This window comes from Streptomyces sp. NPDC035033, assembly GCF_040636735.1.
Taxonomy (GTDB): Bacteria; Actinomycetota; Actinomycetes; order Streptomycetales; family Streptomycetaceae; genus Streptomyces.
The window spans coordinates 1-26,959 of sequence record NZ_JBEZUZ010000100.1; the positions used below are offsets into that span (position 1 = coordinate 1).

A 26,959-nucleotide genomic window follows, 5' to 3' on the forward strand; every position below is an offset into this window, starting at 1 on the left:
GTGGTGGTGGTGGGGGGGGGGGTGTTGTTGGCGGGGCGCGTGGGGGGGGGGGGGGTGGGTGCGGGCGACCCCCAACCCGTGGCCCCCCCCCCCCCGGCCCCCCGGGGCGGGCCGGACCCCCCCCCCGGGGGCGCCCCGCCGGCGGCGTCGGCGCCTTCCGCCGGGGCGGTGCCGGTGAACCAGTGGGTGCGGACGGCGTCCGTGGGCCGCGGTTCGCCGAGCGCGTCCAGGCCCCAGGCGGCCAGGGCCTCGACGACCGGGCGCAGTTCCGCGCCGCGCGGGGTGAGCTGGTACACCGTCGCGTTGGCGGGGCGCTCCAGGCGGCGGCGCTCGACCAGTTCCTCGCCCTCCAGCTGCTTGAGGCGGCCGGCGAGGATGTCGGTGGAGACGCCCGGGAGGTCGGCGTGGAGGTCGGTGTACCGCCGCGGGCCGTGCAGGAGCTCCCGGACGATCAGCAGGCTCCAGCGCTCCCCCACCGCGTCCAGGGCACGGGCGACGGCGCAGTACTGGTCGTAGCTTCGGCGTGGCATGGGGGCCAGCATAGCCAAAAGGTTGGACTTTCCAAGTAGGTACTTGGTAGAACGAAGCAGCCACAGCGGCACGGATGACGGTGACGGTCGGGAGGCCGCAGATGAGTTTTCGACAGTCCAGCAAGTTGAAGGACGTGTGCTACGAGATCCGTGGCCCGGTGGTCGACCAGGCCAACGCCCTGGAGGAGGCCGGGCACAGCGTGCTGCGGCTGAACACCGGCAACCCGGCGCCCTTCGGCTTCGAGGTGCCCGAGGAGATCCTCCAGGACATCATCCGCAACCTGCCCCGCGCGCACGGCTACAGCGACGCCCGGGGCATCCTGCCCGCCCGGCGCGCGGTGGTGCAGTACTACCAGCAGCGCGGCGTCACGGGCGTCACGGTCGACGACGTCTACCTGGGCAACGGCGCCTCCGAGCTGATCCAGATGGCCGTGCAGGCGCTGGTGGACGACGGCGACGAGGTCCTGGTGCCGATGCCCGACTACCCGCTGTGGACGGCCGTGGTCCGGTTCGCCGGCGGCCGGGCGGTGCACTACCTGTGCGACGAGGAGGCGGACTGGTTCCCCGACCTCGACGACATCGCGTCGAAGATCACCGACCGCACCAAGGCCATCGTCGTCATCAACCCCAACAACCCGACGGGCGCGGTCTATTCGAAGGAGCTCCTGGAGGGGATCCTCGAACTCGCCCGCCGCCACGGCCTGATGGTGCTGGCCGACGAGATCTACGACAAGATCCTCTACGACGGCACCGAGCACCACTGCCTGGCCGCGCTCTCCGACGACGTGGTGACGCTCACCTTCAACGGCCTCTCCAAGTCCTACCGCGTGGCCGGTTTCCGCAGCGGCTGGCTGGTCGTCTCCGGGCCCAAGGAGCAGGCCGAGGACTACCTGGAGGGCCTGACCATGCTGGCCGGGATGCGGCTGTGCCCGAACGTGCCCGCCCAGTACGCCGTCCAGGCCGCGCTCGGCGGCCGGCAGTCGATCCACGACCTCACCCTCCCCACCGGCCGGCTCACCGAGCAGCGCGACGTCGCCTGGCGGGCGCTGAACGAGATCCCGGGCGTGAGCTGCGTCAAGCCCAAGGGCGCGCTGTACGCCTTCGCCAAGCTCGACCCCGCCGTGCACAAGATCGTCGACGACGAGCGGCTCGTCCTCGACCTGCTGCTGCGCGAGAAGATCCACCTCGTCCAGGGCACCGGCTTCAACTGGCCGCGCCCGGACCACTTCCGCTTCGTCACGCTGCCGCGCGCCGACGACCTGGAGACCGCGATCAACCGCATCGGCCGCTTCCTCTCCACCTACCGCCAGTAGCGGGCCCCGCGTCCGTCACGACGTCCGGCGCTCCTTCCCGGTGAGCGGGAAACGGGTCATGCGCCGGGCGGCCCCTCCCTGCGAGGCTCCGGTCCGCTGAGCTTCCACGCCCGCGACCCGGCCGAGGGGCGGGCCCGCAAGGAGGTCGTGACCGATCATGAAGGGCGTATGGACGCTGGCCCGGCTCGCGGACCGGGCGGCGCAGACGTACGGGGACGAGGAGGCCCTCGTCTTCGGCGGGGACCGCTGGAGCTTCCGGGAGCTGCGCGACCGGGTGGACCGGGCGGCGCGCGCGGTGATCGCCCGGGGCGTGCGCCCCGGGGACGCGGTCGCCGTCTGGGCGCCGAACAGCGCCCGCTGGGTGGTGGCCGCGCTCGGCGCGGTCACGGCCGGCGCGGTGCTCGTCCCGGTCAACACCCGCTACCGGGCCGCCGAGACGGCCGACATCCTGCGCCGCTCCCGCGCCCGGCTGCTCTTCACGGAGCACGACTTCCTGGGGACGGACTACCGGGCGCTGCTCGCCGGCTCCGGCGAGGAACTGCCGCTCCTGGAAGGGACGGTGGCCCTGCACACGGAGGACTGGACGGACTTCCTCGCGGGCGCCGGGGAGGTGACGGAGGCCGAGCGGCTCGCCCGCTCCGCGGCCGTCCGCCCCGGCGACCCCGCCGACGTCCTCTTCACCTCCGGGACCACCGGGCGGCCCAAGGGGGTCCCCGCCACCCACGGGCAGAACCTGCGGGTGTACGACGCCTGGGCGCGGACCGTCACGCTGCGGCGCGGCGACCGCCACCTCCTGGTCAACCCGTTCTTCCACACCTTTGGCTACAAGGCGGGTGTTCTCGCCTGCCTGCTGCGCGGCGCGGCGATCGTGCCCGAGCCGGTCTTCGACGCGGCGACCGTGCTGCGCCGCATGGAGGAGGAGCGGATCTCCGTCCTCACCGGGGCGCCCACCGTCTTCACCTCGCTGCTCCACCACCCGGACCGCGAGGCGTACGACCTGGGGGCGATGCGGATGGCGGTGACGGGCGCGGCGAACATCCCGACGGCGCTCATCGAGCAGATCCGCACCCGGCTCGGCGCCCGGTCCGTCAGCACCGCGTACGGCCTGACGGAGGCCACCGGGGTGGTCACGATCTGCCCGCCGCACGAGTCGCCCGAGACCCTGGCCCGCAGCTCCGGCCCCGCGCTGGAGGGCACGGAACTGCGGGTGGACGCGCCGCCGGGCGAGCCCGGCGAGATCCTGACCCGCGGCTTCCACGTGATGGGCGGCTACCTCGACGACCCGGCGGCCACGGCCGAGGCCGTGGACGCGGACGGCTGGCTGCGCACCGGGGACGTGGGCGTGCTGGACGAGCGCGGTTTCCTGCGGATCACCGACCGGCTCAAGGACATGTACGTCGTGGGCGGGTTCAACGTGTACCCGGCCGAGGTCGAGCAGGTCCTGCGCGGCCACCCGGACGTGGTGGACGCGGCGGTCGTCGGCGCGCCGGACGGCCGGCTCGGCGAGGTGGGCGTCGCCTACTGCGTCCCGGCGGCCGGCGCCCGGCTCGACCCGGCGGAGCTGACCTCGTACACCCGGGAGCGGCTCGCCAACTTCAAGGCCCCGCGCGCCTTCCACGCCGTCCCGGCCCTGCCGCACAACGCGGCGGGCAAGGTCGACAAGGGCGCCCTGCGCCGGCTGGCCGCGACCACCACCAGATGAGGAGAGCGGATACGTGAACGACGGCATCACCAACGGCACGGACGTCGACGTCGTGGTCGTCGGGGCGGGCGTCACCGGCCTGTACGCCGTGCACCGGCTGCGCGGCCTCGGCCTGCGGGTGCGCGGCTTCGAGCGGGGCGACGACGTGGGCGGCGTGTGGTTCTGGAACCGCTACCCGGGGGCCCGCTGCGACGTGGAGTCCGTGGACTACTCGTACTCCTTCGACGAGGAGCTGCAACAGGAGTGGGACTGGAGCGAGAAGTACGCCGCCCAGCCCGAGATCCTGCGCTACCTGCGCCACGTCGCGGACCGCTTCGACCTGCGCCGCTCCTACTCCTTCGCCACCTCGGTCGTCTCCGCCGAGCTCGACGAGGAGGCGCTGGTCTGGACGGTGCGCACCGACCGGGGCGAGACGGTGACGGCCCGGTACTGCGTCTTCGCCCTCGGCTGCCTCTCGGCCACCCACCGGCCGGAGATACCGGGCCTGGCGGAGTTCGCCGGCGCCGTCCACCACACCGGCGCGTGGCCGCACGAGGACGTCGACCTCACCGGGCTGCGCGTCGGCGTGATCGGCACCGGGTCGTCCGGCATCCAGGCCGTCCCGCTGATCGCGGAACGGGCCGCGCACCTGACGGTCTTCCAGCGCAGCGCCAACTACAGCGTCCCGGCGGGCAACCGGCCGCTGGACGACGCGGAGCGGGCCCGGCAGAAGGCCGGGTACGCCGAGCGGCGGCGGCTCTCCCGGCTCAGCGGCGGCGGGTCGCCGCACGCGGCGCACCCGGCGCGGACCTTCGAGGTGTCCGAGGCGGAGCGGCGGGCGGCCTTCGAAGAGCGGTGGGAGCTGGGCGGGGTGCTGTACTCCAAGACCTTCCCTGACCAGCTCACCGACCGGGCGGCGAACGAGGCGGCCCGGGCGTTCTGGGAGGAGAAGGTCCGGGCGCTGGTGGACGACCCGGCCGTGGCGGACCTGCTCGTGCCGGCCGACCACCCGATCGGCACCAAGCGGATCGTCACCGACTCGCACTACTACGAGACGTTCAACCGGTCCGACGTGCGCCTGGTCGGGCTCCGGGAGAACCCGATCGAGCGGATCGAGGCCCGGGGCGTCGTGCTGGCCGACGGCACGCTGGTGGAGTTGGACGCGCTCGTCTTCGCGACCGGCTTCGACGCGATGACCGGCGCCGTGGACCGGATCGAGGTCCGGGGGCGCGGCGGCCGGCTCCTGAAGGACGCGTGGGCGGCCGGGCCGCGCACGTACCTGGGGCTCGGGACCGACGGCTTCCCCAACCTGTTCCACCTCACCGGGGCGGGCAGCCCGTCGGTCATGGCCAACGTGGTGCTCTGCGCGGAGCAGCACGTCGACTGGCTGGCCGACTGCCTGGACCACCTCCGGGCGCGCGGCCACCGGGCGATCGAGGCGCGGGAGGAGGCCGTCGAGGGCTGGGTCGCCGAGTGCCGGGACCGGGCGGCGGCCACCTTGTTCATGGAGGCGGACTCCTGGTACCTGGGCGCCAACATCCCGGGGAAGCCACGGGTGTTCATGCCGTTCATCGGCGGGTTCGGGGTGTACGGGGAGATCATCGCGAAGGTGGCGGAGGCCGGGTACGACGGCTTCGACCTGATCGGCTGAGCCCGCCCGGGAGACCGGAAGGGCCCCGTTCCGCCGGCCGGCGGGGCGGGGCCCTTCGTACGGGTCCTTCCGTACGGGTCCTTCCGTACGGGGTCAGACGAGCGCGTCGCGCAGGACGGCGAAGGCGGTGGCGCGGGCCCCGGCCGCCTCGGGGAGGGCCTCGGCCATGGAGAGGAAGCCGTGGAACATCCCCGGGTAGTGGTGGGTCCGCACGGCGACCCCGGCCGCGGCGAGGGCGGCGGCGTACGCCGTCCCGTCGTCGCGGAGCGGGTCGAGGCCGGCGGTGACGACGTGGGCGGGCGGCAGCCCGGACAGGTCGGCGCGGTCGAGCGGCGCGGCGTAGGGGTGGGTGCGGTCGGCGGGGTCCGGCAGGTACGCGTCCCAGTACCAGCGCAGGTGGTCGGCGGTGAGGAAGTACCCCTGGGCGTTCTCGCGGTGCGAGGGGCGGGAGCGGGTGGGGTCGAGCATCGGGTAGTAGAGCGCCTGGAAGGCGACGCGGGGGCCGCCCCGGTCGCGGGCGAGCAGGGCGAGGACGGTGGCGAGGTGGGCGCCCGCGCTGTCCCCGGCGACCGCCAGGGGGCGGCCCGGGTGGGCCGCCGCCGCCCACGCCAGGGCCGTGTAGGAGTCCTCGGGGGCGGCGGGGAAGGGGTGCTCGGGGGCGCGCCGGTAGTCGACGGAGACGACGGTGGCGCCGGTGGCGGCGGCCAGGGAGCGGCAGAAGCCGTCGTGCGAGTCGAGGTCGCACAGGACGAAGCCGCCGCCGTGGCAGAACACGACGACCGGGGCGTCCCCGTCCGGGGCGGGCCGGTAGACGCGCACGGGGACGCCGTCGGCGTCCTCGTCGGTGACGGCGGCGACGGGGACCCGCGGGGCGGGGGGCCGGGGGCGGGCGGCGAAGAAGGCCCGGACCTCGGCGATGTCGGTCATCTCCGTGCCGATCGGCGGGAACTGGGCGGAGGCCAGGTCGATGACGGCCCGGACCTCGGGGGCGGGGTGGGTCACGCGTCCGGGTCCTTCCCCGTGAGGGCGGGCATCCGGCCCGCCGACGCGCCGCCGTCGACGGCGAGTTCGGCGCCGGTGAGGTAGGAGGAGTCGTCGGAGGCGAGGAAGGCGACGAGGCGGGCCACCTCCTCGGGCTTCCCCACCCGGCCGAGCGGGGCGGCGGGGTGCTCCTCGGTGCCCAGGTGGGCGGTCATGGCGGTGGCGATGGCCCCGGGGTGGACCGAGTTGACCCGGATGCCGTCGGGGCCGAGTTCGATCGCGGCGGTCCTGGTCAGGCCGCGCAGCCCCCACTTGGCGGCGCCGTAGGCGCCGTGGCCCCAGATGCCCTGGAGGCCGGCCTGCGAGGACATGTTGACGATCGACCCGCCGCCGGAGGCCCGCATCGCCGGGACGGCGGCGCGGATGCCGAGGAACGGGCCGGCGAGGTTGACCCGCAGGAGGACGTCGAGCCGGGCCGGGTCCTCCTCCTCGATCGTCGACGTGGTGTAGACGGCCGCGTTGTTGACGAGGACGTCGAGGCGGCCGAAGCCGTCCACGGCGGCGGCGACGGCCGTCCGCCAGCCGGTCTCGTCGGTCACGTCGTGACGGACGAAGCGGGCGGCGGGGCCGATCGAGGCGGCCGTCCCTTCGCCGGCCTCCGCCAGGACGTCGGTGAGCACGACGCGGGCCCCGAGCGCGGCGAACAGCCGCGCCTGGGCCGCGCCGATACCCCGGGCCGCGCCGGTGACCAGCGCGACCTTTCCGGTCAGGTCCACGGGCATCAGCTGTCCTTCCGGTCGGACGGGACGGGGGGAGAGAACACCGGGCCGGCGGTCCAGCCGCCGTCGACGGCGAGCTCGGCGCCGGTGACGTACGAGGCGGCGGCGGAGAGCAGGAAGACGACGGCGCGGGCGATCTCCGGCGGCTCGCCGGCCCTTCCCGCGGGCGCGCCCGGGAAGCCGCCCGGGCCGGCGCCGATGCCGAGGTGGGCGGTCATCGGGGTGTGGATCACGCCCGGGTGGACGGAGTTGACGCGGATGCCCTCGGCGGCGAGTTCGACGGCGGCGACCTTGGTGAGGCCGCGCACCCCCCACTTGGCCGCGCCGTACGCGCCGGTCAGGGGCAGGCCCATGAGTCCGGCGGCGGACGAGACGTTGACGACCGAGCCGCCGCCGGCCGCCCGCAGGGCGGGGATCACCGCCCGCATGCCGAGGAAGACGCCGGTGAGGTCGATGTCGAGGACCCGCCGGAAGGCGGCGGCGGGCTGCTCCTCGATGCGGTGCGAACCGCCGGACACCCCGGCGTTGTTGACGAGTCCGTCCACCCCGCCGAAGGCTTCCGCCGTCGCCGCCACGACGCGCTCCCAGTCGTCCTCGGAGGTGACGTCGTGGCGGAGGAAGCGGGCGGCGTCGCCCCACTCCCGCGCGGTCGCCCGCCCTTCCTCCTCCAGGACGTCGGTGAGCATCACCCGGGCGCCGGCCCCGACGGCGGCGCGGGCGGCGGCCGCGCCGAGCCCCCGGGCCGCGCCGGTGACGATGACGGTCCTGCCGCGCAGGGCGTCCGGCGGGTACGCGGCCGCCGCCGCGCCTCCCGCGCTCACGCGCCCGCTCCCGTACCCGTGCCCGCTTGCGCGATGTGGTCGACGGCGAGCCGGCCGAAGGTCATCGCGGGGCCGATGGTGGCGCCGGGGCCCGGGTAGGTCTCGCCCATCACGGCGGAGGAGACGTTGCCGGAGGCGTACAGGCCGGGGATGACGGTGCCGTCCTCGCGCAGGACGCGGGCGGTGGCGTCGGTGAGGAGGCCGCCCTTGGTGCCGATGTCGCCGGGGTGGACGGGGATCGCGTGGAAGGGGCCCTTCTCCAGCGGCGCCAGGTTGGGGTTGGGGAGGGTGGGGTCGCCGTAGTAGCGGTCGTAGACGCTGTCGCCGCGGTGGAAGTCCTCGTCCCGGCCGGCCCGGGCGAAGCCGTTGAACCGGTCGACGGTAGCGCGCAGCCGGCCGGGGTCGACGCCGATCAGCCGGGCCAGCTCCTCGACGGTGGCGGCCTGCTTGACGAAGCCGCTCTCGCGCCAGGGCCTGGGGAACGCCTGCCCCGGGAAGAGGCCCGTGAAGACGTACCGGGACCTGGCGGTGGCGTCGAGGATCAGCCAGGACGGCACGGCTCCGGCGCCGCCGCGCGCCTCGTGGGCGTACATGGCGTCGACGAACTCGTGGTACGGCGCGGCCTCGTTGGCGTACCGGTTCCCCTCCGCGTCGACGATCACCATGTTCGGGATGCCCCGGTCCGCGACGAGGAAGAACGGCTTCTCGCCGGGGGGCACGACGGTCGGCGCGCCCCACACCCGGTCCATCAGGTCGAGGGCGGCGCCGAGGGCGAGGGCCGGTTCGAGGGCGTCGCCGGTCTGGCCCTCGGCGGCGGCGCTCCACTCGGTGGAGGTGGGGCCGGGGAGGTACTTCTCGCGGAGCCGCTGGTCGTGGGAGAAGCCGCCGGAGGCGAGGACGACGCCGCCGGTGGCGCGGACGGCGAGCTCGCGCCCGTCGCGGGTGACCCGGACGCCGGCGACCCGGCCGTCCTCCTCGACCAGACCCGTCATGGGGGCGGAGAGCCAGAGTTCGCCGCCGAGCCGGTCGAGGGAGTACCGCATGCGGGCGATCAGGGCCTCGCCGAGGGAGAGCGGCTGCCGGCGGGCGAGCAGGTCGAGGGCGGCCCGGGCGCCGACCCGGACGGCGGTCCGGCGGCCGGCCCAGGTGCGGCCGACCATGTTGAGCTGCCGGAAGTCCTTGGAGGTGATGGTGAGGCCGTACGTGGGCAGGCCGGCGCGGCGCATGGTGGCGCGCTGCTCGGGGCCGAGCCTGCCCAGGTCGAAGACCCGCGGCTCGACGGAGCGGCCCTGCGGGTAGCCGCCGAGGCGCTCCGGGTAGTAGTCGGAGTAGCCGGGGGTGTACATGAAGCGGACGGCGGTCCGGTCGTGGAACTCCCGGACCATGCGCGGCCCGTGGACGAGGTACGCCTCCTTGCGGTCGCCGGAGACGCGGTCGCCGACGGTGGCGTCGAGGTAGGCGCGGGCCTTCTCGGGGGTGTCGCCGAGCCCGGCCCCGTCGAGGTGGAAGTTGTTCGGCACCCAGATGGCGCCGCCGGACAGGGCGGTGGAGCCGCCGTAGAGGTCGGTCTTCTCGACGACGAGGGCGGTCAGGCCGCGCAGCCGGGCGGTGAGGGCGGCGGCGAGGCCGGCGGAGCCGGAGCCGACCACCACCACGTCGTAGGTGTGGTCCCACGTGGTGTCCAACGCGTTCTCCTTGGGAGGGGTCCGTGGAAGAGGGGTCAGCGGCCGGTGACGAGGGCGTCGGTGAGGACCGGCGCGTCGTCGCGGTCCGCCGCGGTGGCGGTCAGCAGGTGGCCGTCGCGGGTGGACCAGAGGCGCAGCCGCAGGGTCTCGCCGGGGAAGAAGACCCCGGCGAAGCGGGTGCGGCAGCCGGTGACCGCGCCGGCGTCGCCGTCGTACAGCCGGTCGGTGACGGCCTTGACGGCCATGCCGAAGGTGCACAGGCCGTGCAGGACGGGCCGGTCGTAGCCGGCCCGCCGGGCGGTCGCCGGGTCGGCGTGCAGCGGGTTCCAGTCGCCGGTGAGCCGGTAGAGCAGGGCCTGCTGGCGGAGGGTGGGGAGCTCCAGGACCAGGTCGGGTTCCCGGTCCGGGGCGGGCGGGCGGCGGGCGGGGCCGCGGTCGCCGCCGAAGCCGCCCTCGCCGCGGACGAAGATCTCGTTGCGCTGGGTGAGGAGGGGGGCTCCGTCCTCGCCGAGGAGGACGGACTCCTGGACGACGACGGCGGCCCGCCCCTTGTCGTGCACGGCGGTCACGCGGGTGACGGCGGTGGCGCGGGCGGCGGCGGGCAGCGGCCGGTGGACGGTGATCTCCTGGCCGCCGTGGAGGACGGCGGCCAGGTCGATGTCGATCCCGGGGTGGTCGAAGACCTGGAAGCCGACCCCGCCGGTGCCGCCCGCGACCACCCCGAAGGTGGGCAGGACGGTCAGGCCCCGCTCGTGTCCCTCGTGGACGTACCGCAGTTCGCGCGGGTCGGTCTCGCGGGCGCCCGCGCCGAGCGCCAGGTGGTAGAGGCGCACGGCGCGGTCGTCCCAGACGACGGGGGTGCGGACGGGCGGGGCGGCGACCGCCCGCGCGGCGTCGATCGGCATCAGAAGGCCCCGACGGCGTAGCGGCTGCGGTAGTAGAGCAGCGGCCGGCCGTCCTCGCCGGCGTCGAGCGCGACGACCCGGGCGATGACCAGGTGGTGGTCGCCCGCCTCGTGGACGGAGTCCACCGCGCACTCGACGTGGGCGAGGGCGCCGTCGACGCGGACGGTGCCGTGCTCGCTCTCGTGCCAGGGCACGGACGCGAACTTGTCGGGGCCGCTGCGGCCGAGGGCGGCGCAGGTGGCCCGCTGGTCCTCGGCGAGGATGTTGACGCAGAAGCGTCCGGCCCGTTCGATCCCCGGCCAGCTGGTGGAGGCCCGGCCCACGGCGAGCATGACGAGCGGCGGGTCGAGGGAGAGGGAGGCGAAGGACTGGCAGGCGAATCCGGTGGGCCTGCCGTCGGTGAGGGCCGCGACGACGGTGATGCCGCTGGCGAAGCGGCCCAGCACGTCCCGGAAGGCGGCGGGGTCGATCAGCCGTTCCACCGGTGGCCCCAGACGCTGTCGGCGGTGATCTCCTTGGCGACCCAGGTGGCGGGGTCGACGACGAGGCCGTCCCAGCCGTACTCGACCTGGAAGCCGCCGGGCGCCTGGGCGTAGAAGGAGACCATGCGGTCGTTGGTGTGCCGGCCGAGGGTGGAGGCGATCGGGATCCCGGCGGCGTGCATGCGGTCGAGGCCGAGGCCGACGTCGTCCAGGGTCTCCAGCTCCACCATGAAGTGGACGATGCCGGGGGGCAGCGCGCCGGGGTAGAGGCCCAGGCTGTGGTGGCGGCGGTTGGGGCTGAGGAAGTGCATCAGGTGGAAGTCGCGCTGCTCGGTGGCGGTCGGGACGGCCTGCGGCGGCAGCTTCATGGAGTCGCGGAGCTGGAAGCCGAGCAGGTTCTCGTAGAAGTCGAGGGCGGCCTCGGCGTCCGGAACGGGCAGGACGACGTGGCCGAGGCCGAGGTCGCCGGTGACGAAGCGGTTGCCGTACGGGGTGGCGAGCGGGGTGTGGTCCTGGGCCTGGCCCCAGTAGAGCTCCAGCGGGTTGCCGCAGGGGTCGGCGAGGTGGATCAGGCCCTGGACGCGGCGCTCGGCGCACTCGGCGGCGTCGGCGGTCTTCACGGCGACGCCGGCGGCCTCCAGTGCGGCGGCGGCCTCGGCGAGGGCGCGGGCGCCGGCGAGCTCCCAGCCGGCGGCGAGGAGCCGGTCGCTCTCCCCGGTGCGGATCTCGATGCGGTACGCGCGGTCGTCCAGGCGCAGCAGGAGGGCGTCGTCGGTGCTGCCGGCGGCCTCCGTCATGCCGAGGAGGTCGAGAGTGTAGCGGCGCCACTCGTCGGGGCGGGTGGTCTCCAGGCGCAGGTAGCCGAGAGCGCGGATGTCCATGGGGTGCACCCTTCAGTGCGAGGAGGGGTCGGGGTCCGGGGTCCGGGGGTCGGGTCTCAGTGGGAGAAGAAGTCGAGGGCGAGGCGGTTGAACTCGTCGGCCTGCTCGGTCTGGGCCCAGTGGCCGCAGTGCGGGAAGACGTGCAGCCGCGCGTCCGGGATGGTCTTGAGGGCGACGAGGGCGCCGTCGAGGGGGTTGACCCGGTCCTCGCGGCCCCAGGTGAGCAGCACCGGCTGGGTGAGGCGGTGGGCCTCGCGCCAGAGCAGGGTGGCCTCGGCCCGTGCGGGGTCGGCGAAGGAGGCGGCCATCCGGGCGTTGCCGAGGCGGGTCTCGGGGTCGGTGGCGGAGGCGAAGCGCTCCTCGACGAGGGCGTCGGTGACGATCGCCGGGTCGTACGCCATCACTTCGAGGAAGGCCCGCATCTGCTCCCGGGTGGGCTCGGCGGCGGCGTTGAAGGCGAAGAGCCGCTTGATGCCCTCGGTGGGGTCGGGGGCGAAGAGGTTGACGGAGACGCCGCCGGGGCCCATGAGGAGGAGCTTGCCGGCCCGGTCGGGGTGGTCGAGGGCGAACCGGACGGCGGTGCCGCCGCCGAGCGAGTTGCCGACGAAGTGGGCCCTGTCGACGCCGAGTTCGTCCATGAGGGCGGCGACGGCGTGCGCGCTGGAGGTGAAGTAGTCCCGGTCGAGCACCGGCTTGTCGGAGCGTCCGTAGCAGAGCTGGTCGACGAGGAGGGTGCGGAAGCGGCCGGCGAAGGCGGGGAGGTTGCCGCCGAAGTTGCTCCAGCCGGAGGCGCCGGGGCCGCCGCCGTGCAGCATGATCACGACGGGGGCGTCGGGCGCGCCGTCGGGTCCCGCCTCGTGGTAGTGGAGGGTGAGCCCGGCCGCCTCGGCCGTGCGGGAGGTCGACGCGTAGGTGAGGGCGGTCATGCGGGGTGTCCCTCTCAGGCCATGGTGTCGTGGACGGGGATGCCGAGCGCGCACTGCCCGTACATGACGAGGGCCCGCTCGGGGTCGTTGGCGGCGTGGCCGCGGCCGGTGTGGGCGTCGCGCCAGGCGCGCTGGACGACGCCGGAGCCGGTGCGCATGGCGTTGCCGCCGGCGTTCTCCATCAGCAGGTCGACGGCGGCGACCGCGCGTTCGGTGGCGAGGACCTGGTCGCGGCGGGTGCGGATGCGCAGTTCCATGGGGAGTTCCTCGCCGCGCTCGGCGTGGGCGTACAGCTCCCCCATGTTCCGGGTGAGCTGGAGCCAGGCGGCGTCGATGTCGCTCGCGGCGCGGGCGATGCGGACCTGGGCGAAGGGGTCGTCGGCGACCTTCTGGCCGTAGCTGACGCGGAAGCGTTCCCGGGTCGCCTCGGCGTACGCCTCGTAGGCGCCCTCCGCGATGCCGACGATCGGGGTGGCGATGGTGGTGGTGAAGACGCCGGCGTACGGGAGCCGGTACAGGGGCTCGGGGTTGACCTCGTGGCCGGGGACCCGCAGGGCGGTGACCGGGCCGAAGCCGAGGGCGCGGTGCTCGGGGACGAAGACGTCGTCGACGACGACGTCGTTGCTGCCGGTGCCGCGCAGGCCGACGGTGTCCCACACGTCGTCGACGCGGTAGTCGGTACGGGGGATCAGGAAGGTGCGCATGTCGACCGGGTTGCCGTCGGCGTCCGGGACGAGGCAGCCGAGCAGGGCCCAGGCGGCGTGGTCGCAGCCGGAGGAGAAGTGCCAGCGGCCGGAGAGCCGGAAGCCGCCGTCCACGGGCGTCGCCCGGCCGGTGGGGGCGTACGAGGAGGCGATCCGGGCCTTCGGGTCCTCGCCCCACACCTCCTGCTGGGCGCGGGGGTCGTAGAGGGCGACGTGCCAGGGGTGGACGCCGAGGACGGAGGCGACCCAGCCGGTGGAGCCGCACGCCTTGGCGATCTCCTTGACCGCCGTGTAGTGGACCAGTGGGTCGGCGGCGCGGCCGCCGAAGGCCCTGGGCTGGAGCAGCTGGAAGAAGCCGGTGTCCTCCAGCTCCTTGACGGAGGCGTCGGGCACGCGCCGCAGCTCCTCGGCTTCGGCGGCGCGCTCGCGCAGTCCGGGGGCGAGGTCACGAACGGCTGCCAGGACGTCGTCGGCCATGGGGCATCCCCTTTTCGGGTCGTGGCGCGGGAAGTGCCAGGACCGTACGACGGGCCGTCGCCCGGTGAAATGCGCCGCTCCCACTGAGCGGGAAGCGGGGCGCCCGGGGCCGTCGGGGCTCAGACCATGGGGTCGTCGACGTCGAGGCCGAGGGCCGACCGTCCGTACAGGACGAGGGCGCGCTCGACGTCGTTGGCGGCCTGGCCGCGGCCGGTGTGCAGGTCGCGCCAGGCGCGGCCGAGGACGTCGTCGCCGCCGCGCAGGGGGCCGCCGGCGGTGTTCCCGCGGAGCAGGTCGACGGCGGTGACGGCGCGTTCGGCGGCGAGCGCCTGGTCGCGGCGGGCGCGGACGCGCAGCGCGGGCGACGGCTCCCGGCCGGCCCGGGCGGCGGCGTACAGCTCCGCGGTGTTGCGGGCGAGCTGGAGGCGGGCGGCGTCGATCTCGGCGGCGGCGCGGGCGAGGCGGACCTGGGCGAAGGGGTCCTCGGCGAGCCGCCGCCCGTGCGGCCGGCCCGCGGCGGCGCGGGCCCGTGCGACGTGGTGGTCGTGGGCGCCCTCGGCGATGCCGACCATGACGGTGGAGACGGCGGTGGTGAAGACGGCGGCGTAGGGCAGCCGGAAGACGGGTTCGGGGTTGACGTCGTGACCGGGGCAGCGCAGGGAGGTGACGGGGCCGTAGCCGAGGGTCCGGTGCGCGGGGACGAAGGCGTCGTCGACGACGACGTCGTTGCTGCCGGTGCCGCGCAGGCCGACGGTGTCCCACACGTCGTCGACGCGGTAGTCGGACCGGGGGACCAGGAAGGTGCGCATGTCCACCGGGGTGCCGTCGGCGTCGGCGACGACTCCGCCGAGCAGGGCCCAGGCGGCGTGGTCGCAGCCGGCCGAGAAGTGCCAGCGGCCAGAGAGCCGGAAGCCGCCGGCGGCGGGGGTGACGGTGCCGGTGGGGGCGTGCGAGGAGCAGATCAGGGCGGAGTCGGTCCCGGGGTCCGCCGCGTCCCACACCTCGTCCTGGGCGCGGGCGTCGAGCTGGGCGACGTACCAGGGGTGGACGCCGAGGGCGGCGGCGGCCCAGGCGGTGGAGCCGCAGGCGCGGGCGAGTTCGTGCACGGCGGCGTAGAAGACCGCGGGGTCGGCGGCGAGGCCGCCGTGCCGGCGGGGCCGGAGCAGCCGGAAGAAGCCGGTGCGGGTCAGCTCGGCGACGGAGGCGTCGGGGACCCGCCGCAGCTCCTCGGCCTCGGCGGCGCGCCCGCGCAGGACGGGGGCGAGGGCGCGGACCGCCGCGAGGACGTCCTCGTCGCGCATGCGTGTGCCTCTCGTGCCGTGCCCGTACCGGTGTGCCGGGAGCGAACCTACGCTTTACCGTTCCGAGACGGAACACCCCCTTCCCCGGGGCCGTCACGCTCTGGCAATCTCCACGCAATCCGGAGAGAGTGGACACACGGCGGGGCCGCGCCCCGTCGTGCCGTCCGTGTGGGAGGTGTGTCAATGACGACGAGCACCACCGAGCCCGTCATGGCCGGGGCCGCGCCCCTGTCCCTGCTGGAGAAGGCGGCGAAGGTGCTGAGCGCCTTCCAGAGCGCGGGGCCGCGGCTGACCCTGACCGAGGTGGTGCAACTGTCGGGGATCCGCCGCTCCTCCGCCCACCGCATCCTCGACCAGCTGGTGCAGCTGCGCTGGCTGGAGCGGGAGGGGCGCGACTACCGGCTGGGCATGGGAATGCTGGAGCTGGGCGCGACGGCCTCGCACCACAACCGGCTGCGCCGGGCGGCCCTCCCCCATCTGCACGCGCTGCACGAGTCGACGGGCCACCTGGTGCACTTCACCGTCCTGGACGGTGCGGAGGTGGTCTACCTGGAGCGGATCGGCGGCTCGGACGACTCCGGGGTGCCGTCCCGGGCGGGCGGCCGGCAGCCCGCGTACTGCACGGCGTCGGGCAAGGCGATCCTGGCCTTCGCCGAGCCGGCCGTGGTGGAGCAGGTGATCCGCGGCGGGCTGCGGCCCCGCACGCCGCGCACGATCACCCGTCCCGAGTCCTTCCGCGCCGAACTGGCGCTGGTCCGGGAGCGGGGCGTCGCCTTCGACCACGAGGAGGGGTACCGGAACGTGTTCTGCGTCGCCGCGCCGCTGCGCGGGGCGGGCCGGGCGGTCGCGGCGATCTCGGTGTGCGGCCACGGCGTCCACCGGGAGCTGGACCGGATCGCGCCCGTGGTGCGCGGCTGCGCCCGGTCGGTGTGGCGGTCGATGTTCGGGCCGGGGCGGCAGCCGGAGCGGCAGGTGCGGCCGAAGGGCCCGGAGGACCTGCCGGGCGTGCCGCGGCCGTCGATGGACAACATGATGGCCTGGCTGCGGTTCAGCGACTGGATGTGACGCCGGGACGGAGGACGGGAGGGGGCACCCGCGGCGCGGGTGCCCCCTCCCGTCAGTCGTAGCTGATCCCGACCCGTTCGGTGAGCGGGAGGGCCTGGCAGGCGAGGACGTAGCCGTCGCGGACGTCCCGGTCGTCGAGGACCTCGTTGCGGACCATCGTCACCTCGCCCTCGGTGATCCGGCAGGTGCAGGCGCTGCAGGCGCCCTCCCGGCAGGAGTACGGGGCGTCCACGCCGGCCGCGAGGAGCGCGTCGAGCAGCGGGGCGGCGGTCGGCCAGCCGACCGTGCGGGTCTCCCCGTCGAGCTCCACGACGACGGTGCCGCCCGCCCCGGCCGGGGCCGGGGTGGCCGGCGGGTCGAAGACGTCCCCGCTCAGCGAGAAGAACCGTTCCCGGTGCACCCGGTCGCCGGGGACGCCCAGGCCGCGGAGCGCCCGCTCGGCGGCGTCCATGAGGGGGCCGGGCCCGCAGAGGAAGGCGTCCCGGCCGGCGTACGGGGTGAGGGCGGCGGCGATCAGGTCGGGGGCGGGCAGGCCCTGGAGGGATTCCAGCCAGTGGAGCACCACCAGCCGGTCCGGGTGGTCCTCGGCCAGTTCCCGCAGTTCGTCCCGGAAGATGACGGAGTCCTCGTCGCGGTTGGCGTACCAGAGGGTCACCCGGCCCCGGCCGGCCGCGAGGACGGACTTGGCGATCGACAGGACCGGGGTGATGCCGCTGCCCCCGGCGACGAGGAGCAGGTCGGCGTCGAGGGAGCGGGGGGTGAAGGTGCCGGCCGGGGCCAGCACCTCCACCTCGTCGCCGGCCGTCAGGCGGTCGCAGATCCAGTGGGAGCCGTATCCGCCGGGCACCCGTTTGACGGTGACCTTGAGGGGTTCCCCGGTGTGCGGCGAGCTGGCGAGGGAGTAGCAGCGGGCGAGCGACCCGCCGTCCGGGCCGGGCAGCCGCAGGGTGAGGAACTGCCCGGGGAGGTACGGGAGGCGGCCGGCGCTCCCCGGCGGCTCCCGGAGCACCAGGGAGCGGGCGTCGGCCGTCTCCGTGACGACCTCGGCGACGCGGAGCCGGTGGGTGCGCGGCCGGGGGCCGGCCTCCGGCGGTGTCCCGGGGTCAGGCGTCGGTGCGGACATCGCCGACCCCCAGGGTGCCGTCGGTCACCGCGCGGTCGATGCTGCCGCGCAGCGCCCGGCAGGTCCGGATCCGGGCGGTGGTGCCGCCCTCGCCGGTCCGGCCGCGGAACTCCGCGCAGGCGACGGCCGCGTCGGCGGTCCACTGCACGGAGGTGTGGGCCGGGCTGAACTTCTCGCAGAGGACCTGGGTGCCGCAGGCCGCGCACTCCACCGGCCGCACGTCAGGACGCTCCGGTCGGGCCGGTGCCGGCGGTCCCGGCCGCGCGGCGGGCGAGGTTCTCGTCCACCTCGGCGCGCCAGGCCTCGTTGGCGCGACGGGTGTCGATCTCGAACTCGAAGCGGCGGGTCATCTCGTCCTTGACGTCGGCGGCGTCGACGTAGAACTGCTCGTACCAGCGGCGGAGCTGGTAGACCGGGCCGTCCTCCTCGGTCAGCAGCGGGTTGTCGATGCGGGTCTTGTTCTTCCAGATCTCGACGTCCTGCTCGAAGCCGACGGTGGCGCCCTCGGCGGTGAGGCGGGCGGCCTCGGCGGCCTGTTCGTCGGTCATGCCGGGGAGCCGGCGGACGATGGCGCCGTACTGGAGGAGGAAGCTGTCGGCGTCGATCGGGTAGTGGCAGTTGATGAGGACGATCTCCATCTCGGTGCCGCCGCCGACGTCGCTGTAGAGGTGGTCGATCATGTAGGAGGGGCCGTGGTAGGAGGCGTCGGAGCGGAGCCTGCCGGCGCTGAGGGTGCCGAGTTCCATGTCGCCGCGGGGGCTGCTCTCCATGTACTGGGTGGCGACGTGGCCGTCGAAGACGTTCTTGAAGTACTCGGGGAAGGCGTAGTGGACGTAGTAGAAGTGCGCCATGTCCACGACGTTGTCGACGATCTCGCGGCAGTGGGAGCCCTCGACGCGGAGGGTCTTCCAGTTCCAGTCGCTCCATTCGGAGGCCTCGGGGCCGTGGACGCCGGGGAGTTCGGGGATGGTGACGCCGGGCGGCGGCGGGTTGCCCTCGGGGTCGTTCCAGACGAAGAGCTGCCGGTTGCGTTCGAGGGTGGTCCAGGCGCGGGTGCGGGCGCGGGGCGGGACGCGGCGGGCGTACGGGATGCCGGCGCAGCGTCCGTCGCCCTTCCAGCGCCAGTCGTGGAAGGGGCAGGCGACGGCGTCGCCCTTGACGGTGCCCTGGGCGAGGTTGCCGCCCATGTGGGGGCAGTAGGCGTTGAGGACGTGGAGCGCGCCGTCGTCCTCGCCCCGGAAGACGACGAGCTTGGTGCCGAACGCCTCGATCTCGTGCGGCCGGCCGTCCTTGAAGCCGTCGGCGAGGCCGAGGCAGTGCCAGCCCCGGGCGAAGCGCGCGGGCGGGCGGCCGGCCTCGATGACCCGGACCTCGTGGTCGGTGGCGGTCATCTCGTCCCTCCTTGGGATGGGCGGTGCGGGGGAAGTGAAGTGACGGGTGGTCAGGGGTTATCGTTCGGCGGCGAGTTCGCGCGCGATGTCGATGAGCTGGTCCTCCTGGCCGCCGACGAGGCGGCGTTCGCCCGCGCGCAGCAGGATCTCCGCGCCGGAGACGCCGTACCGCTCGGCCTGCCGGTAGGCGTGCTTGAGGAAGCTGGAGTAGACGCCGGCGTGGCCCATGAGGAGGGCGAGCCGGTCGAGGCGGCACTCGTCGTCCATGACGGGGCGGACCACGTCCTCGGCGGCGTCGATGATCTTCAGTACGTCGACGCCGGTGCGGATGCCCATCTTGGCGCAGACGGCGACGAGGGCCTCGACGGCGGTGTTGCCGGCGCCGGCGCCGAGCCGGCGGGTGGAGCCGTCGATCTGGAGGGCTCCGGCCCTGACGGCGGCGATGGAGTTGCCGGTGCCGAGGGTCAGGTTCTCGTGGCCGTGGAAGCCGACCTGGGCGTCGTCGCCGAGTTCGGCCACCAGGGCCGCGACGCGGTCGGTGACGTCGTCCATGACCATGGCGCCGGCCGAGTCGACGACGTACACGCACTGGCAGCCGGCGTCGGCCATGATCCGGGCCTGCCGGGCGAGGTTCTCGGGGCTCGTGGAGTGGGCCATCATCAGGAAGCCGACGGTCTCCAGGCCGCGTTCGCGGGCGAGGCCGAAGTGCTGGACGGCGATGTCGGCCTCGGTGCAGTGGGTGGCGACGCGGCAGACGCCGGCGCCGTTGTCGTGGGCGGCGCGGATGTCGTCCTTGACGCCGAGGCCGGGGAGCATGAGGAAGGCGATGGCGGCCCGCCGCGCGGTCTCCACCGCCGCTTTGATCAGCTCCTGTTCGGGGGTCTTCGAGAAGCCGTAGGTGAAGGAGGAGCCGCCGAGTCCGTCGCCGTGGGTGACCTCGATGACGGGGACGCCGGCGTCGTCGAGGGCGGCGACGACGGAGCGCACGTCCTCGGTCGTGAACCGGTGGCGCTTGGCGTGCGAGCCGTCGCGCAGCGAGGAGTCGGTGATCCGGATGTCGAGGGTGTCCGAGTAGGGCATGCGGGTGCTCCTTACGCGCCGGGGGCGAGGAGCGCCTGGGCGAACTCCTCGCCGACCCGGGTGGCGGCGGCGGTCATGATGTCGAGGTTTCCGGCGTAGGGCGGCAGGTAGTCGCCCGCGCCCTCGACCTCCAGGAAGATCGCGACGCGCGCCATGCCGCCGTTCTCGGGGCAGGGGTCGTCGAACTGCGGCTCGCCGCGCAGCCGGTAGCCGGGGACGTACGAGGCGACCTGCTCGGCGACCTCCTTGACGGAGAGGGTGATGGCGTCCCGGTCGGCGTCCTCGGGAACGGCGCAGAAGACGGTGTCGCGCATGATGACGGGCGGGTCGGCGGGGTTGAGGATGATGATCGCCTTGCCGCGGGCGGCGCCGCCGATGGTCTCGATGCCGCGGGAGGTGGTGCGGGTGAACTCGTCGATGTTGGCGCGGGTGCCGGGGCCGGCGGAGACGGAGGCCACGGAGGCGACGATCTCGGCGTAGGCGACGGGGACGACGCGGGAGACGGCGTACACCATCGGGATGGTGGCCTGGCCGCCGCAGGTGATCAGGTTGACGTTGGGCCGGTCGAGGTGGGCCCGGAGGTTGGCGGGCGGGACGACGGCGGGTCCGACGGCGGCGGGGGTCAGGTCGACGGCCCTGATGCCGAGTTCGGCGTAGCGCGGGGCGTTGGCGCGGTGGACGCGGGCGCTGGTGGCCTCGAAGACGAGGTCGGGGAGTTCGCTCCCGGTGAGGAGGTGGTCGACGCCCCGGTGGGAGGTCTCCAGGCCGAGGCGGCGGGCGCGGGCGAGGCCCTCGCTGCCGGGGTCGACGCCGATCATCCAGCGGGGTTCGACGTGGTCGGAGCGGAGCAGCTTGTACAGCAGGTCGGTCCCGATGTTGCCGGATCCGACGATGGCGGCGCTCGCCTTGGTCCTGGTGGTCATCATCACCTCAGATGAAGGGGAGGGAGACCGGGCCCAGCCCGGTGAGGTCGGCGGTGAAGGTGGTGCCGGGCACGGCGTCGACGGCCCGGGTGCAGGAGCCGGGGAGCACCACGTGTCCCTTGCGCAGGGGGACGCCGAAGCGGGCCACGGTGCGGGCGAGCCAGGCGACGGCGGCCGCCGGGTCGCCGAGGACGGCGTCGCCGCGGCCCTCCGCGAGGAGTGCGCCGCCGGCGGTGAGGCGGGCCTCGACCGCCGTGAGGTCGAGGCCGCGCGGGTCGCGGCCCTCGCCGATGGCGTAGCCGGCGGAGGAGGCGTTGTCGGCGATGGTGTCGGCGATGGTGATGCGCCAGTCGCGGACGCGGCTGTCGATCAGTTCGAGGGCGGGGACGACCCGTTCGGTGGCGGCGAGGACGTCGGCGGGGGTGCAGCCCTCGCCGGGCAGGTCGTCGCCGAGGACGAAGCCGATCTCGACCTCGACGCGCGGGAAGCAGTAGCGGGCCGCCTCGACGGGGGTGCCGGGGGTCAGTTCCATGGTGTCGAGCAGATGGCCGTAGTCCGGTTCGCCGACGCCCATCATGCGCTGCATGACGGGGGACGAGAGGCCGACCTTGTGGCCGCGGACCTCGGCGCCGGCCGCGAGGCGGCGGCGGATGTTGACGAGCTGGATCTCGTAGGCGTCCACCGTGTCGATGCCGGGGTACGTCTCGCTCAGCGGGGCGATCGGGGTGACGGCGTCTTCGGCGGAGCGCAAGAGCTCGGCCGCCTCGTGTCTCTGGCGGTCCGTGAGCATGGCCGGTTCCCTCCTGCGGGCGACGGTGACCGTCGGGTGACGGTGACTGTCCGGGGAGGCTAGGCCGGGGCGGGCGGGGGGCGGGAGGACGGTTTCCCGGTGAGCGGGAAAGGCGCCGGGGGGTGCGGGACGGGGCCCGTGCCCCCCGGCGGGCCGGGTCAGCGCGCGCCGTACACCGGCCGCGGGGGTTCGGCGTCGGCGAGGAGCTTCAGGACCGCGTCGCCGGCCTCCGCCGGGGTCCAGCGGGCCCCCTTGTCGGCGGTGGGTCCGGGGCGCCAGCCCTCCATGACGGTGATGCGGCCGGCCTCGGCCTCGAAGACGCGGCCGGTGACCCCCTGTCCGGCGCCGGAGCCGAGCCAGACGACGAGCGGGGAGACGTTCTCCGGGGCCATGGCGTCGAAGCCGGGGCCGTCGGGGGCGGCCATGGCGTCGGCGAAGGTCCGCTCGGTCATCCGGGTGCGGGCGGCCGGCGCGATGGCGTTGACCTGGACGCCGTACGGGGCGAGTTCGGCGGAGGCGACGAGGGTGAGGCCGACGATGCCGGCCTTGGCGGCGGCGTAGTTGCCCTGGCCGACGCTGCCGAGGAGGCCGGCTCCGGAGCTGGTGTTGATCACCCGGGCGCGGGGCGCGCGGCCCGCCTTGGCCTCGGCGCGCCAGTGGGCGGCGGCGTGCTTGAGCGGCAGGAAGTGGCCCTTGAGGTGGACGCGCATGACGGCGTCCCAGTCGTCCTCGCCGAGGTTGACGAGCATCCGGTCGCGGAGGAAGCCGGCGTTGTTGACGAGGGTGTCGAGGCGGCCGAAGGCGTCCAGGGCGGTGGCGACGAGGGAGGCGGCGCCGGCGTCGGTGGCGATGTCGCCGCCGTGGGCGACGGCCTCGCCGCCGGCGGCCCTGATCTCCTCGGCGACGCGGGCGGCCGGGCCGTCCGGTCCGGGGCTGCCGTCGAGGCCGACGCCGAGGTCGTTGACGACGACCCGGGCGCCCTCGGCGGCGAAGGCGAGCGCGTGGGCGCGGCCGAGGCCGCGGCCCGCTCCGGTGACGACGACGACGCGTCCTGCGCAGAGTCCGGTCATGGGAGGGTCCTGCCTTTCAGGGGTGGTTGACGGTGGCGGCGTCGAGGAAGGCGGGGCGTTCCCCGCCGCCGTGCACGTGGAGGGCGGCGCCGGTGATGTACGCGGCGCGGTCGGAGGCCAGGAAGACGCAGGCGTCCCCGATGTCGGCGGGGTCGGCGAGCCGGCCGAGGGGGACGGTCCGGGCGACGGCGGCGACCCCGTCCTCGTCGCCGTAGTGCAGGTGGGCGAGTTCGGTGCGGACCATGCCGAGGACCAGGGTGTTGACGCGGACGAGGGGGGCCCACTCGACCGCCATGGAGCGGGCCAGGTTCTCCAGGCCGGCCTTGGCGGCGCCGTAGGCGGCGCTGCCGGGCGAGGGGCGGGTGCCGCTGACGCTGCCGATCATGGTGATGGAGCCGCCGTGCGGCTGGTGGCGCATCACCTCGTAGGCGGCGAGGGAGGCGGTGAGCGGGGCGGTGAGGTTGAGGGCGACGACCCGGGCGTGGGAGGCGGGGGCGCCGTCGCCGAGCAGCCGGTGGGGGGTGCCGCCGGCGTTGTTGACCAGTGCGTCGATCCGCCCGTGGTCCTCACGGATCCGCCGGAAGAGGGCGGTGACGGCGTCGGGGTCGCGCAGGTCGGCGGGGAGGAAGCGGGCGGTGCGGCCGGCCGCCTCGACGGGCCGGTCGGGGGGCCGGCGGGCGCAGGTCACCACCTCGGCGCCGGCGCCGAGGAGGGCTCGGGCGATGCCGGCGCCGACGCCCCGGGTGCCGCCGGTGACGACGGCGACGGAGCCGGACAGATCGATGGTCACGGACAAGGGACACCTCCCGCGGCGGGCTCGCCGCTGCTATCTTCCACCTAACAAACGTTTGGTGGAAAGGTAGCTGATCTGCTCATGGGTGTCTCCACCTCCGCCCCCGACGAGGGCGTCGCCGTCGTCACCGTCGACTTCCCGCCCGTCAACGCCCTCCCCGTGCGGGGCTGGTACGACCTGGCGGCCGCCGTGCGCGCCGCGGGCGCCGATCCGAAGGTCCGCTGCGTGGTCCTGGCCGCCGAGGGCCGCGGCTTCAACGCCGGCGTGGACATCAAGGAGATCCAGCGCTCGGCCGGCCCGGACGCGATCCTCGGCGCCAACCGCGGCTGCTACGAGGCGTTCGCCGCGGTCTACGACTGCGAGGTCCCGGTGGTCGCCGAGGTCCACGGCTTCTGCCTGGGCGGCGGCATCGGCCTGGCCGGCAACGCGGACGCGATCGTCGCCTCCGACGACGCCGTCTTCGGCCTGCCCGAGCTGGACCGGGGCGCCCTCGGCGCCGCCACCCACCTCGCCCGGCTCGTCCCGCAGCACCTCATGCGCACCCTCTACTACACCTCGCGCACGGTCACCGCCGAGGAGCTGCGCCGGCACGGCTCGGTGTGGGAGGTCGTCCCCCGCGAACGGCTGCGCGGGGCGGCCCTCGGACTGGCCCGGGAGATCGCCGCCAAGGACGGGCAGCTGGTCCGCCTCGCCAAGGCCGCCATCAACGGCATCGACCCGGTGGACGTCCGGCGCAGCTACCGCTTCGAACAGGGCTTCACCTTCGAGGCCAACCTCAGCGGGGTCGCGGACCGGGTCCGCGACGCCTTCGGCACGGACCGGGAGGAGCAGTCGTGAGCAAGGACAAGACGATGACCGCCGAGGAGGTCGTGGGCCGGCTCCGCAGCGGGATGACCCTCGGCATCGGCGGCTGGGGCTCCCGGCGCAAGCCGATGGCGCTGGTACGGGCGCTGCTGCGCTCCGACCTCACGGACCTGACCGTGGTCTCGTACGGCGGCCCGGACGTCGGACTGCTCGCCGCCGCGGGGAAGGTCCGCAAGCTGGTCGCCGCCTTCGCCACCCTCGACTCCGTCCCGCTGGAGCCGCACTTCGTCGCGGCACGGCAGCGCGGGACCCTCGAACTCGTCGAGCTGGACGAGGCGATGCTGATGTGGGGGCTGACGGCCGCCGTGCACCGGCTGCCCTTCATGCCCATCCGGGCCGGACTCGCCTCGGACGTCATGACCGTCAACCCCGCGCTGCGGACGGTGACCTCCCCGTACGGGGACCGCGAGGAGCTCGTCGCCGTCCCCGCCCTGCGCCTGGACGCCGCCCTCGTCCACCTCAACCGCGCCGACGTCCACGGCAACGGCCAGTACCTGGGCCCCGACCCGTACTTCGACGACCTCTTCTGCGAGGCCGCCGACACGGCGTACGTCTCCTGCGAGCGGATCGTGGAGACCTCCGAGCTGCTCAAGGACGCGGGGCCGCAGACGCTGCTGCTCAAGCGGGCGTTCGTCGACGGGGTCGTCGAGACGCCGAACGGCGCCCACTTCACCTCCTGCGCCCCCGACCACGACCGGGACGAGCGCTTCCAGCGGCACTACGCCGAGGCCGCCCGCGACCCGGAGAAGTGGCGGGAGTTCACCGCGCGGTTCCTCTCCGGCGACGAGGACGCCTACCAGGCCGCCGTGGCGGCCTTCCACGAGGAGGAGCGGGCATGAGCGGCACCGACACGGCCACGGCCACCCGGGCCGAGTACTGCGTGGTGGCGTGCGCCGAGGCGTGGCGGGACGCGGGCGAGGTGCTGGCCAGTCCCATGGGGACGGTGCCGATGATCGGCGCCCGGCTCGCCAAGCGCACCTTCTCCCCCGACCTCCTGCTCACCGACGGCGAGGCGCTGCTCATCGGCGACGTCCCGGCGGTCGGCGACGCGCCCGGCGTGGTGGAGGGGTGGCTGCCGTACCGGCAGCACCTGGCCCTGGTGGCCACCGGGCGGCGGCACGTGATGATGGGCGCCAGCCAGATCGACCGCCACGGCAACCAGAACATCTCCTGCGTCGGCGCCTGGGAGCGGCCCGTCCGCCAGCTCCTCGGCGTGCGCGGGGCGCCGGTCAACACCCTCAACAACCCGACGAGTTACTGGGTCCCCCGGCACTCGCCGCGGGTCTTCGTCGAGCGGGTCGACATGGTCTGCGGCGTCGGGTACGACCGGGCGGCGGCGGCCGGCCCGTCCGCCACCCGCTACCACCGGATCGCGGAGGTCGTCACGGACCTCGGCGTCTTCGACTTCGAGACCCCGGACCGGGTCATGCGGCTCCGCTCGCTCCACCCGGGCGTCACCGTCGAGGAGGTACGGGCGGCGACCGGCTTCGCGCTGGAGGTGCCCGAGGAGGTGCCGTACACCCGCGACCCCACGGCGGAGGAACTGCGGCTGATCCGCGAGGAGATCGATCCCCGGGGCCTGCGCGACCGCGAGGTCCGGGCATGATCGACGCCACCCTCGCCACCGCGTTCACCGCGCTCACCGGGGTGCGCCACCCGATCGTGCAGACGGGCATGGGGTGGGTCGCCGGGCCCCGGCTGGTCTCCGCCGCCGCGAACGCGGGCGCGCTCGGCGTCCTGGCGTCGGCGACCATGAGCGCCGACCGGCTGCGCGCCGCCGTCCGCGAGGTCAAGTCCCGTACGGACGCGCCGTTCGGGGTCAACCTGCGGGCCGACGCCGGGGACGCGGCCGAGCGGGTGGGGATCATCATCGACGAGGGCGTGAAGGTCGCCTCCTTCGCCCTCGCCCCCTCGCGCGAGCTCATCGCCCGCCTGAAGGACGCCGGGGTCGTCGTCATCCCGTCGATCGGCGCCCGCCGGCACGCGGAGAAGGTCGCGGCGTGGGGCGCGGACGCGGTCGTGGTCCAGGGCGGGGAGGGCGGCGGCCACACCGGCGGCGTCGCCACCACCGTCCTCCTCCCCCAGGTGGTGGACGCCGTGGACATCCCGGTGGTCGCCGCCGGCGGCTTCCACGACGGGCGCGGCCTGGTCGCCGCGCTCTCCTACGGGGCGGCCGGGGTCGCGATGGGCACCCGCTTCCTGCTCACCTCCGACTCGACCGTCCCCGACGCGGTCAAGGCCCGCTACCTGGCGGCGGGGGTCGGCGACGTCACGGTCACCACGAAGGTCGACGGGCTGCCGCACCGGATGCTCCGGACCGAGCTGGTCGACGCGCTGGAACGCTCCGGCCGGACCGCGTCGCTGCTGCGGGCCGTCCGGCACGCGGCGGCCTTCCGCCGGGAGTCCGGCATGAGCTGGCCCCGGATGGTCCGCGACGGCCTCGCGATGCGGCACGGCAAGGAGCTGACCTGGAGCCAGGTCCTGCTCGCCGCCAACACCCCCATGCTGCTCAAGGCGTCGATGGTCGACGGCCGCACCGACCTGGGGGTGATGGCCTCCGGCCAGGTCGCCGGCCTGATCGACGACCTCCCGTCGTGCGCCGAACTCGTCGACCGGATCATGGCCGAGGCGACGGCGGCGCTCCGCGCGCTCCCCCGCCCGGACTGACCGCCCGCCGCGCGCACGACGTCCGCCGGGGGTGCCCGAAGCGGTCGTTGATCGACTTGAAGCCGTCGAGGTCGCA

27 protein-coding genes are annotated in these 26,959 nt (G+C 74.7%); 8 read left to right on the forward strand and 19 right to left on the reverse strand.

The window, feature by feature from the left end; translation table 11 throughout:
- A partial coding sequence (locus AB0E83_RS29840) for a helix-turn-helix domain-containing protein (RefSeq protein ID WP_362118625.1) occupies positions 1 to 530 on the reverse strand: 530 nt, incomplete at its 3' end.
- 101 nt (positions 531 to 631) lie between these two features.
- On the opposite strand from AB0E83_RS29840, the gene AB0E83_RS29845 reads away from it, so the two are divergent.
- The 3 genes from AB0E83_RS29845 to AB0E83_RS29855 all read left to right on the forward strand — a co-directional run bounded on the left by AB0E83_RS29845 (position 632) and on the right by AB0E83_RS29855 (position 5,175).
- Positions 632 to 1,843, forward strand: coding sequence for a pyridoxal phosphate-dependent aminotransferase (locus AB0E83_RS29845; RefSeq protein WP_362118628.1), 1,212 nt, complete (start codon positions 632 to 634; stop codon positions 1,841 to 1,843).
- A 157-nt stretch (positions 1,844 to 2,000) separates the two neighbouring features.
- Positions 2,001 to 3,545, forward strand: a complete 1,545-nt coding sequence (locus AB0E83_RS29850) for a FadD3 family acyl-CoA ligase (RefSeq protein WP_362118631.1) — start codon at positions 2,001 to 2,003, stop codon at positions 3,543 to 3,545.
- A 13-nt stretch (positions 3,546 to 3,558) separates the two neighbouring features.
- Positions 3,559 to 5,175: an NAD(P)/FAD-dependent oxidoreductase gene (locus tag AB0E83_RS29855; protein ID WP_362118634.1), complete on the forward strand. Its 1,617-nt coding sequence runs from the start codon at positions 3,559 to 3,561 to the stop codon at positions 5,173 to 5,175.
- Between the two features lie 93 nt (positions 5,176 to 5,268).
- Here AB0E83_RS29855 and AB0E83_RS29860 read toward each other — a convergent pair whose 3' ends face one another.
- The 10 genes from AB0E83_RS29860 to hsaA (AB0E83_RS29905) all read right to left on the reverse strand — a co-directional run bounded on the left by AB0E83_RS29860 (position 5,269) and on the right by hsaA (AB0E83_RS29905) (position 15,117).
- Entirely contained in the window at positions 5,269 to 6,177 is a 909-nt protein-coding gene (locus AB0E83_RS29860; protein ID WP_362118637.1) for an alpha/beta hydrolase, read from the reverse strand.
- Entirely contained in the window at positions 6,174 to 6,938 is a 765-nt protein-coding gene (locus AB0E83_RS29865) for a glucose 1-dehydrogenase (protein WP_362118639.1), read from the reverse strand. Before AB0E83_RS29865 ends, AB0E83_RS29860 begins: the two co-directional genes overlap by 4 nt.
- Complete coding sequence (locus tag AB0E83_RS29870) at positions 6,938 to 7,756, reverse strand: glucose 1-dehydrogenase (protein WP_362118642.1); 819 nt, start codon at positions 7,754 to 7,756, stop codon at positions 6,938 to 6,940. Before AB0E83_RS29870 ends, AB0E83_RS29865 begins: the two co-directional genes overlap by 1 nt.
- On the reverse strand, positions 7,753 to 9,441 hold the full coding sequence (locus AB0E83_RS29875) for an FAD-dependent oxidoreductase (RefSeq protein WP_362118645.1): 1,689 nt from the start codon (positions 9,439 to 9,441) through the stop codon (positions 7,753 to 7,755). The genes AB0E83_RS29870 and AB0E83_RS29875 overlap by 4 nt, the downstream gene beginning before the upstream one ends.
- A 35-nt stretch (positions 9,442 to 9,476) precedes the next feature.
- Complete coding sequence (locus AB0E83_RS29880; RefSeq protein WP_362118648.1) at positions 9,477 to 10,346, reverse strand: MaoC/PaaZ C-terminal domain-containing protein; 870 nt, start codon at positions 10,344 to 10,346, stop codon at positions 9,477 to 9,479.
- Positions 10,346 to 10,828, reverse strand: a complete 483-nt coding sequence (locus AB0E83_RS29885; protein WP_362118651.1) for a flavin reductase family protein — start codon at positions 10,826 to 10,828, stop codon at positions 10,346 to 10,348. The genes AB0E83_RS29880 and AB0E83_RS29885 overlap by 1 nt, the downstream gene beginning before the upstream one ends.
- Positions 10,816 to 11,709 (reverse strand): VOC family protein, encoded by an 894-nt coding sequence (locus AB0E83_RS29890; protein WP_362118654.1) that lies wholly within the window; start codon positions 11,707 to 11,709, stop codon positions 10,816 to 10,818. The genes AB0E83_RS29885 and AB0E83_RS29890 overlap by 13 nt, the downstream gene beginning before the upstream one ends.
- A 56-nt stretch (positions 11,710 to 11,765) precedes the next feature.
- Positions 11,766 to 12,635, reverse strand: a complete 870-nt coding sequence (hsaD, locus tag AB0E83_RS29895) for a 4,5:9,10-diseco-3-hydroxy-5,9,17-trioxoandrosta-1(10),2-diene-4-oate hydrolase (protein ID WP_362118657.1) — start codon at positions 12,633 to 12,635, stop codon at positions 11,766 to 11,768.
- A gap of 14 nt (positions 12,636 to 12,649) precedes the next feature.
- The gene (gene hsaA / locus AB0E83_RS29900) at positions 12,650 to 13,816 is read right to left on the reverse strand and encodes a 3-hydroxy-9,10-secoandrosta-1,3,5(10)-triene-9,17-dione monooxygenase oxygenase subunit (RefSeq protein ID WP_362118660.1); all 1,167 of its coding nucleotides are present in this window, start codon (positions 13,814 to 13,816) and stop codon (positions 12,650 to 12,652) included.
- A gap of 119 nt (positions 13,817 to 13,935) precedes the next feature.
- On the reverse strand, positions 13,936 to 15,117 hold the full coding sequence (hsaA, locus tag AB0E83_RS29905) for a 3-hydroxy-9,10-secoandrosta-1,3,5(10)-triene-9,17-dione monooxygenase oxygenase subunit (protein ID WP_362118663.1): 1,182 nt from the start codon (positions 15,115 to 15,117) through the stop codon (positions 13,936 to 13,938).
- A gap of 183 nt (positions 15,118 to 15,300) precedes the next feature.
- Between hsaA (AB0E83_RS29905) and AB0E83_RS29910 the strand changes: the two genes are divergently transcribed.
- Positions 15,301 to 16,182, forward strand: coding sequence for an IclR family transcriptional regulator (locus AB0E83_RS29910; protein WP_362118666.1), 882 nt, complete (start codon positions 15,301 to 15,303; stop codon positions 16,180 to 16,182).
- Between the two features lie 52 nt (positions 16,183 to 16,234).
- Here the strand turns inward: AB0E83_RS29910 and AB0E83_RS29915 are convergent, their stop codons facing one another.
- The 8 genes from AB0E83_RS29915 to AB0E83_RS29950 form a co-directional block, all read right to left on the reverse strand.
- Complete coding sequence (locus AB0E83_RS29915) at positions 16,235 to 17,305, reverse strand: ferredoxin--NADP reductase (RefSeq protein ID WP_362118669.1); 1,071 nt, start codon at positions 17,303 to 17,305, stop codon at positions 16,235 to 16,237.
- A complete protein-coding gene (locus AB0E83_RS29920) occupies positions 17,286 to 17,525 on the reverse strand; it encodes a hypothetical protein (RefSeq protein ID WP_362118672.1) in 240 nt (79 codons plus the stop codon). Before AB0E83_RS29920 ends, AB0E83_RS29915 begins: the two co-directional genes overlap by 20 nt.
- Before the next feature lies 1 nt (position 17,526).
- Positions 17,527 to 18,696, reverse strand: coding sequence for a Rieske 2Fe-2S domain-containing protein (locus AB0E83_RS29925; protein WP_362118675.1), 1,170 nt, complete (start codon positions 18,694 to 18,696; stop codon positions 17,527 to 17,529).
- A 57-nt stretch (positions 18,697 to 18,753) separates the two neighbouring features.
- Positions 18,754 to 19,776: a 4-hydroxy-2-oxovalerate aldolase gene (gene dmpG, locus AB0E83_RS29930; RefSeq protein ID WP_362118678.1), complete on the reverse strand. Its 1,023-nt coding sequence runs from the start codon at positions 19,774 to 19,776 to the stop codon at positions 18,754 to 18,756.
- Positions 19,777 to 19,787: 11 nt separating this feature from the next.
- Positions 19,788 to 20,699: an acetaldehyde dehydrogenase (acetylating) gene (locus AB0E83_RS29935; RefSeq protein ID WP_362118698.1), complete on the reverse strand. Its 912-nt coding sequence runs from the start codon at positions 20,697 to 20,699 to the stop codon at positions 19,788 to 19,790.
- Between the two features lie 7 nt (positions 20,700 to 20,706).
- The gene (locus tag AB0E83_RS29940; RefSeq protein ID WP_362118681.1) at positions 20,707 to 21,489 is read right to left on the reverse strand and encodes a 2-keto-4-pentenoate hydratase; all 783 of its coding nucleotides are present in this window, start codon (positions 21,487 to 21,489) and stop codon (positions 20,707 to 20,709) included.
- Positions 21,490 to 21,647: 158 nt separating this feature from the next.
- Positions 21,648 to 22,559, reverse strand: a complete 912-nt coding sequence (locus AB0E83_RS29945; RefSeq protein ID WP_362118683.1) for an SDR family oxidoreductase — start codon at positions 22,557 to 22,559, stop codon at positions 21,648 to 21,650.
- Between the two features lie 16 nt (positions 22,560 to 22,575).
- On the reverse strand, positions 22,576 to 23,355 hold the full coding sequence (locus AB0E83_RS29950; protein ID WP_362118686.1) for an SDR family oxidoreductase: 780 nt from the start codon (positions 23,353 to 23,355) through the stop codon (positions 22,576 to 22,578).
- Positions 23,356 to 23,433: 78 nt separating this feature from the next.
- Here AB0E83_RS29950 and AB0E83_RS29955 point away from each other — a divergent pair, with 78 nt between their 5' ends.
- From AB0E83_RS29955 to AB0E83_RS29970, 4 genes are read left to right on the forward strand one after another with little or no spacing between them, the layout of a single operon-like run.
- Complete coding sequence (locus AB0E83_RS29955; protein WP_362118689.1) at positions 23,434 to 24,189, forward strand: enoyl-CoA hydratase family protein; 756 nt, start codon at positions 23,434 to 23,436, stop codon at positions 24,187 to 24,189.
- Between the two features lie 14 nt (positions 24,190 to 24,203).
- Positions 24,204 to 25,055: a CoA-transferase gene (locus AB0E83_RS29960; protein WP_362118701.1), complete on the forward strand. Its 852-nt coding sequence runs from the start codon at positions 24,204 to 24,206 to the stop codon at positions 25,053 to 25,055.
- A complete protein-coding gene (locus AB0E83_RS29965; protein WP_362118692.1) occupies positions 25,052 to 25,822 on the forward strand; it encodes a CoA-transferase in 771 nt (256 codons plus the stop codon). The genes AB0E83_RS29960 and AB0E83_RS29965 overlap by 4 nt, the downstream gene beginning before the upstream one ends.
- Entirely contained in the window at positions 25,819 to 26,883 is a 1,065-nt protein-coding gene (locus tag AB0E83_RS29970) for a nitronate monooxygenase (protein WP_362118695.1), read from the forward strand. Before AB0E83_RS29965 ends, AB0E83_RS29970 begins: the two co-directional genes overlap by 4 nt.
- Positions 26,884 to 26,959 lie beyond the last annotated feature (76 nt).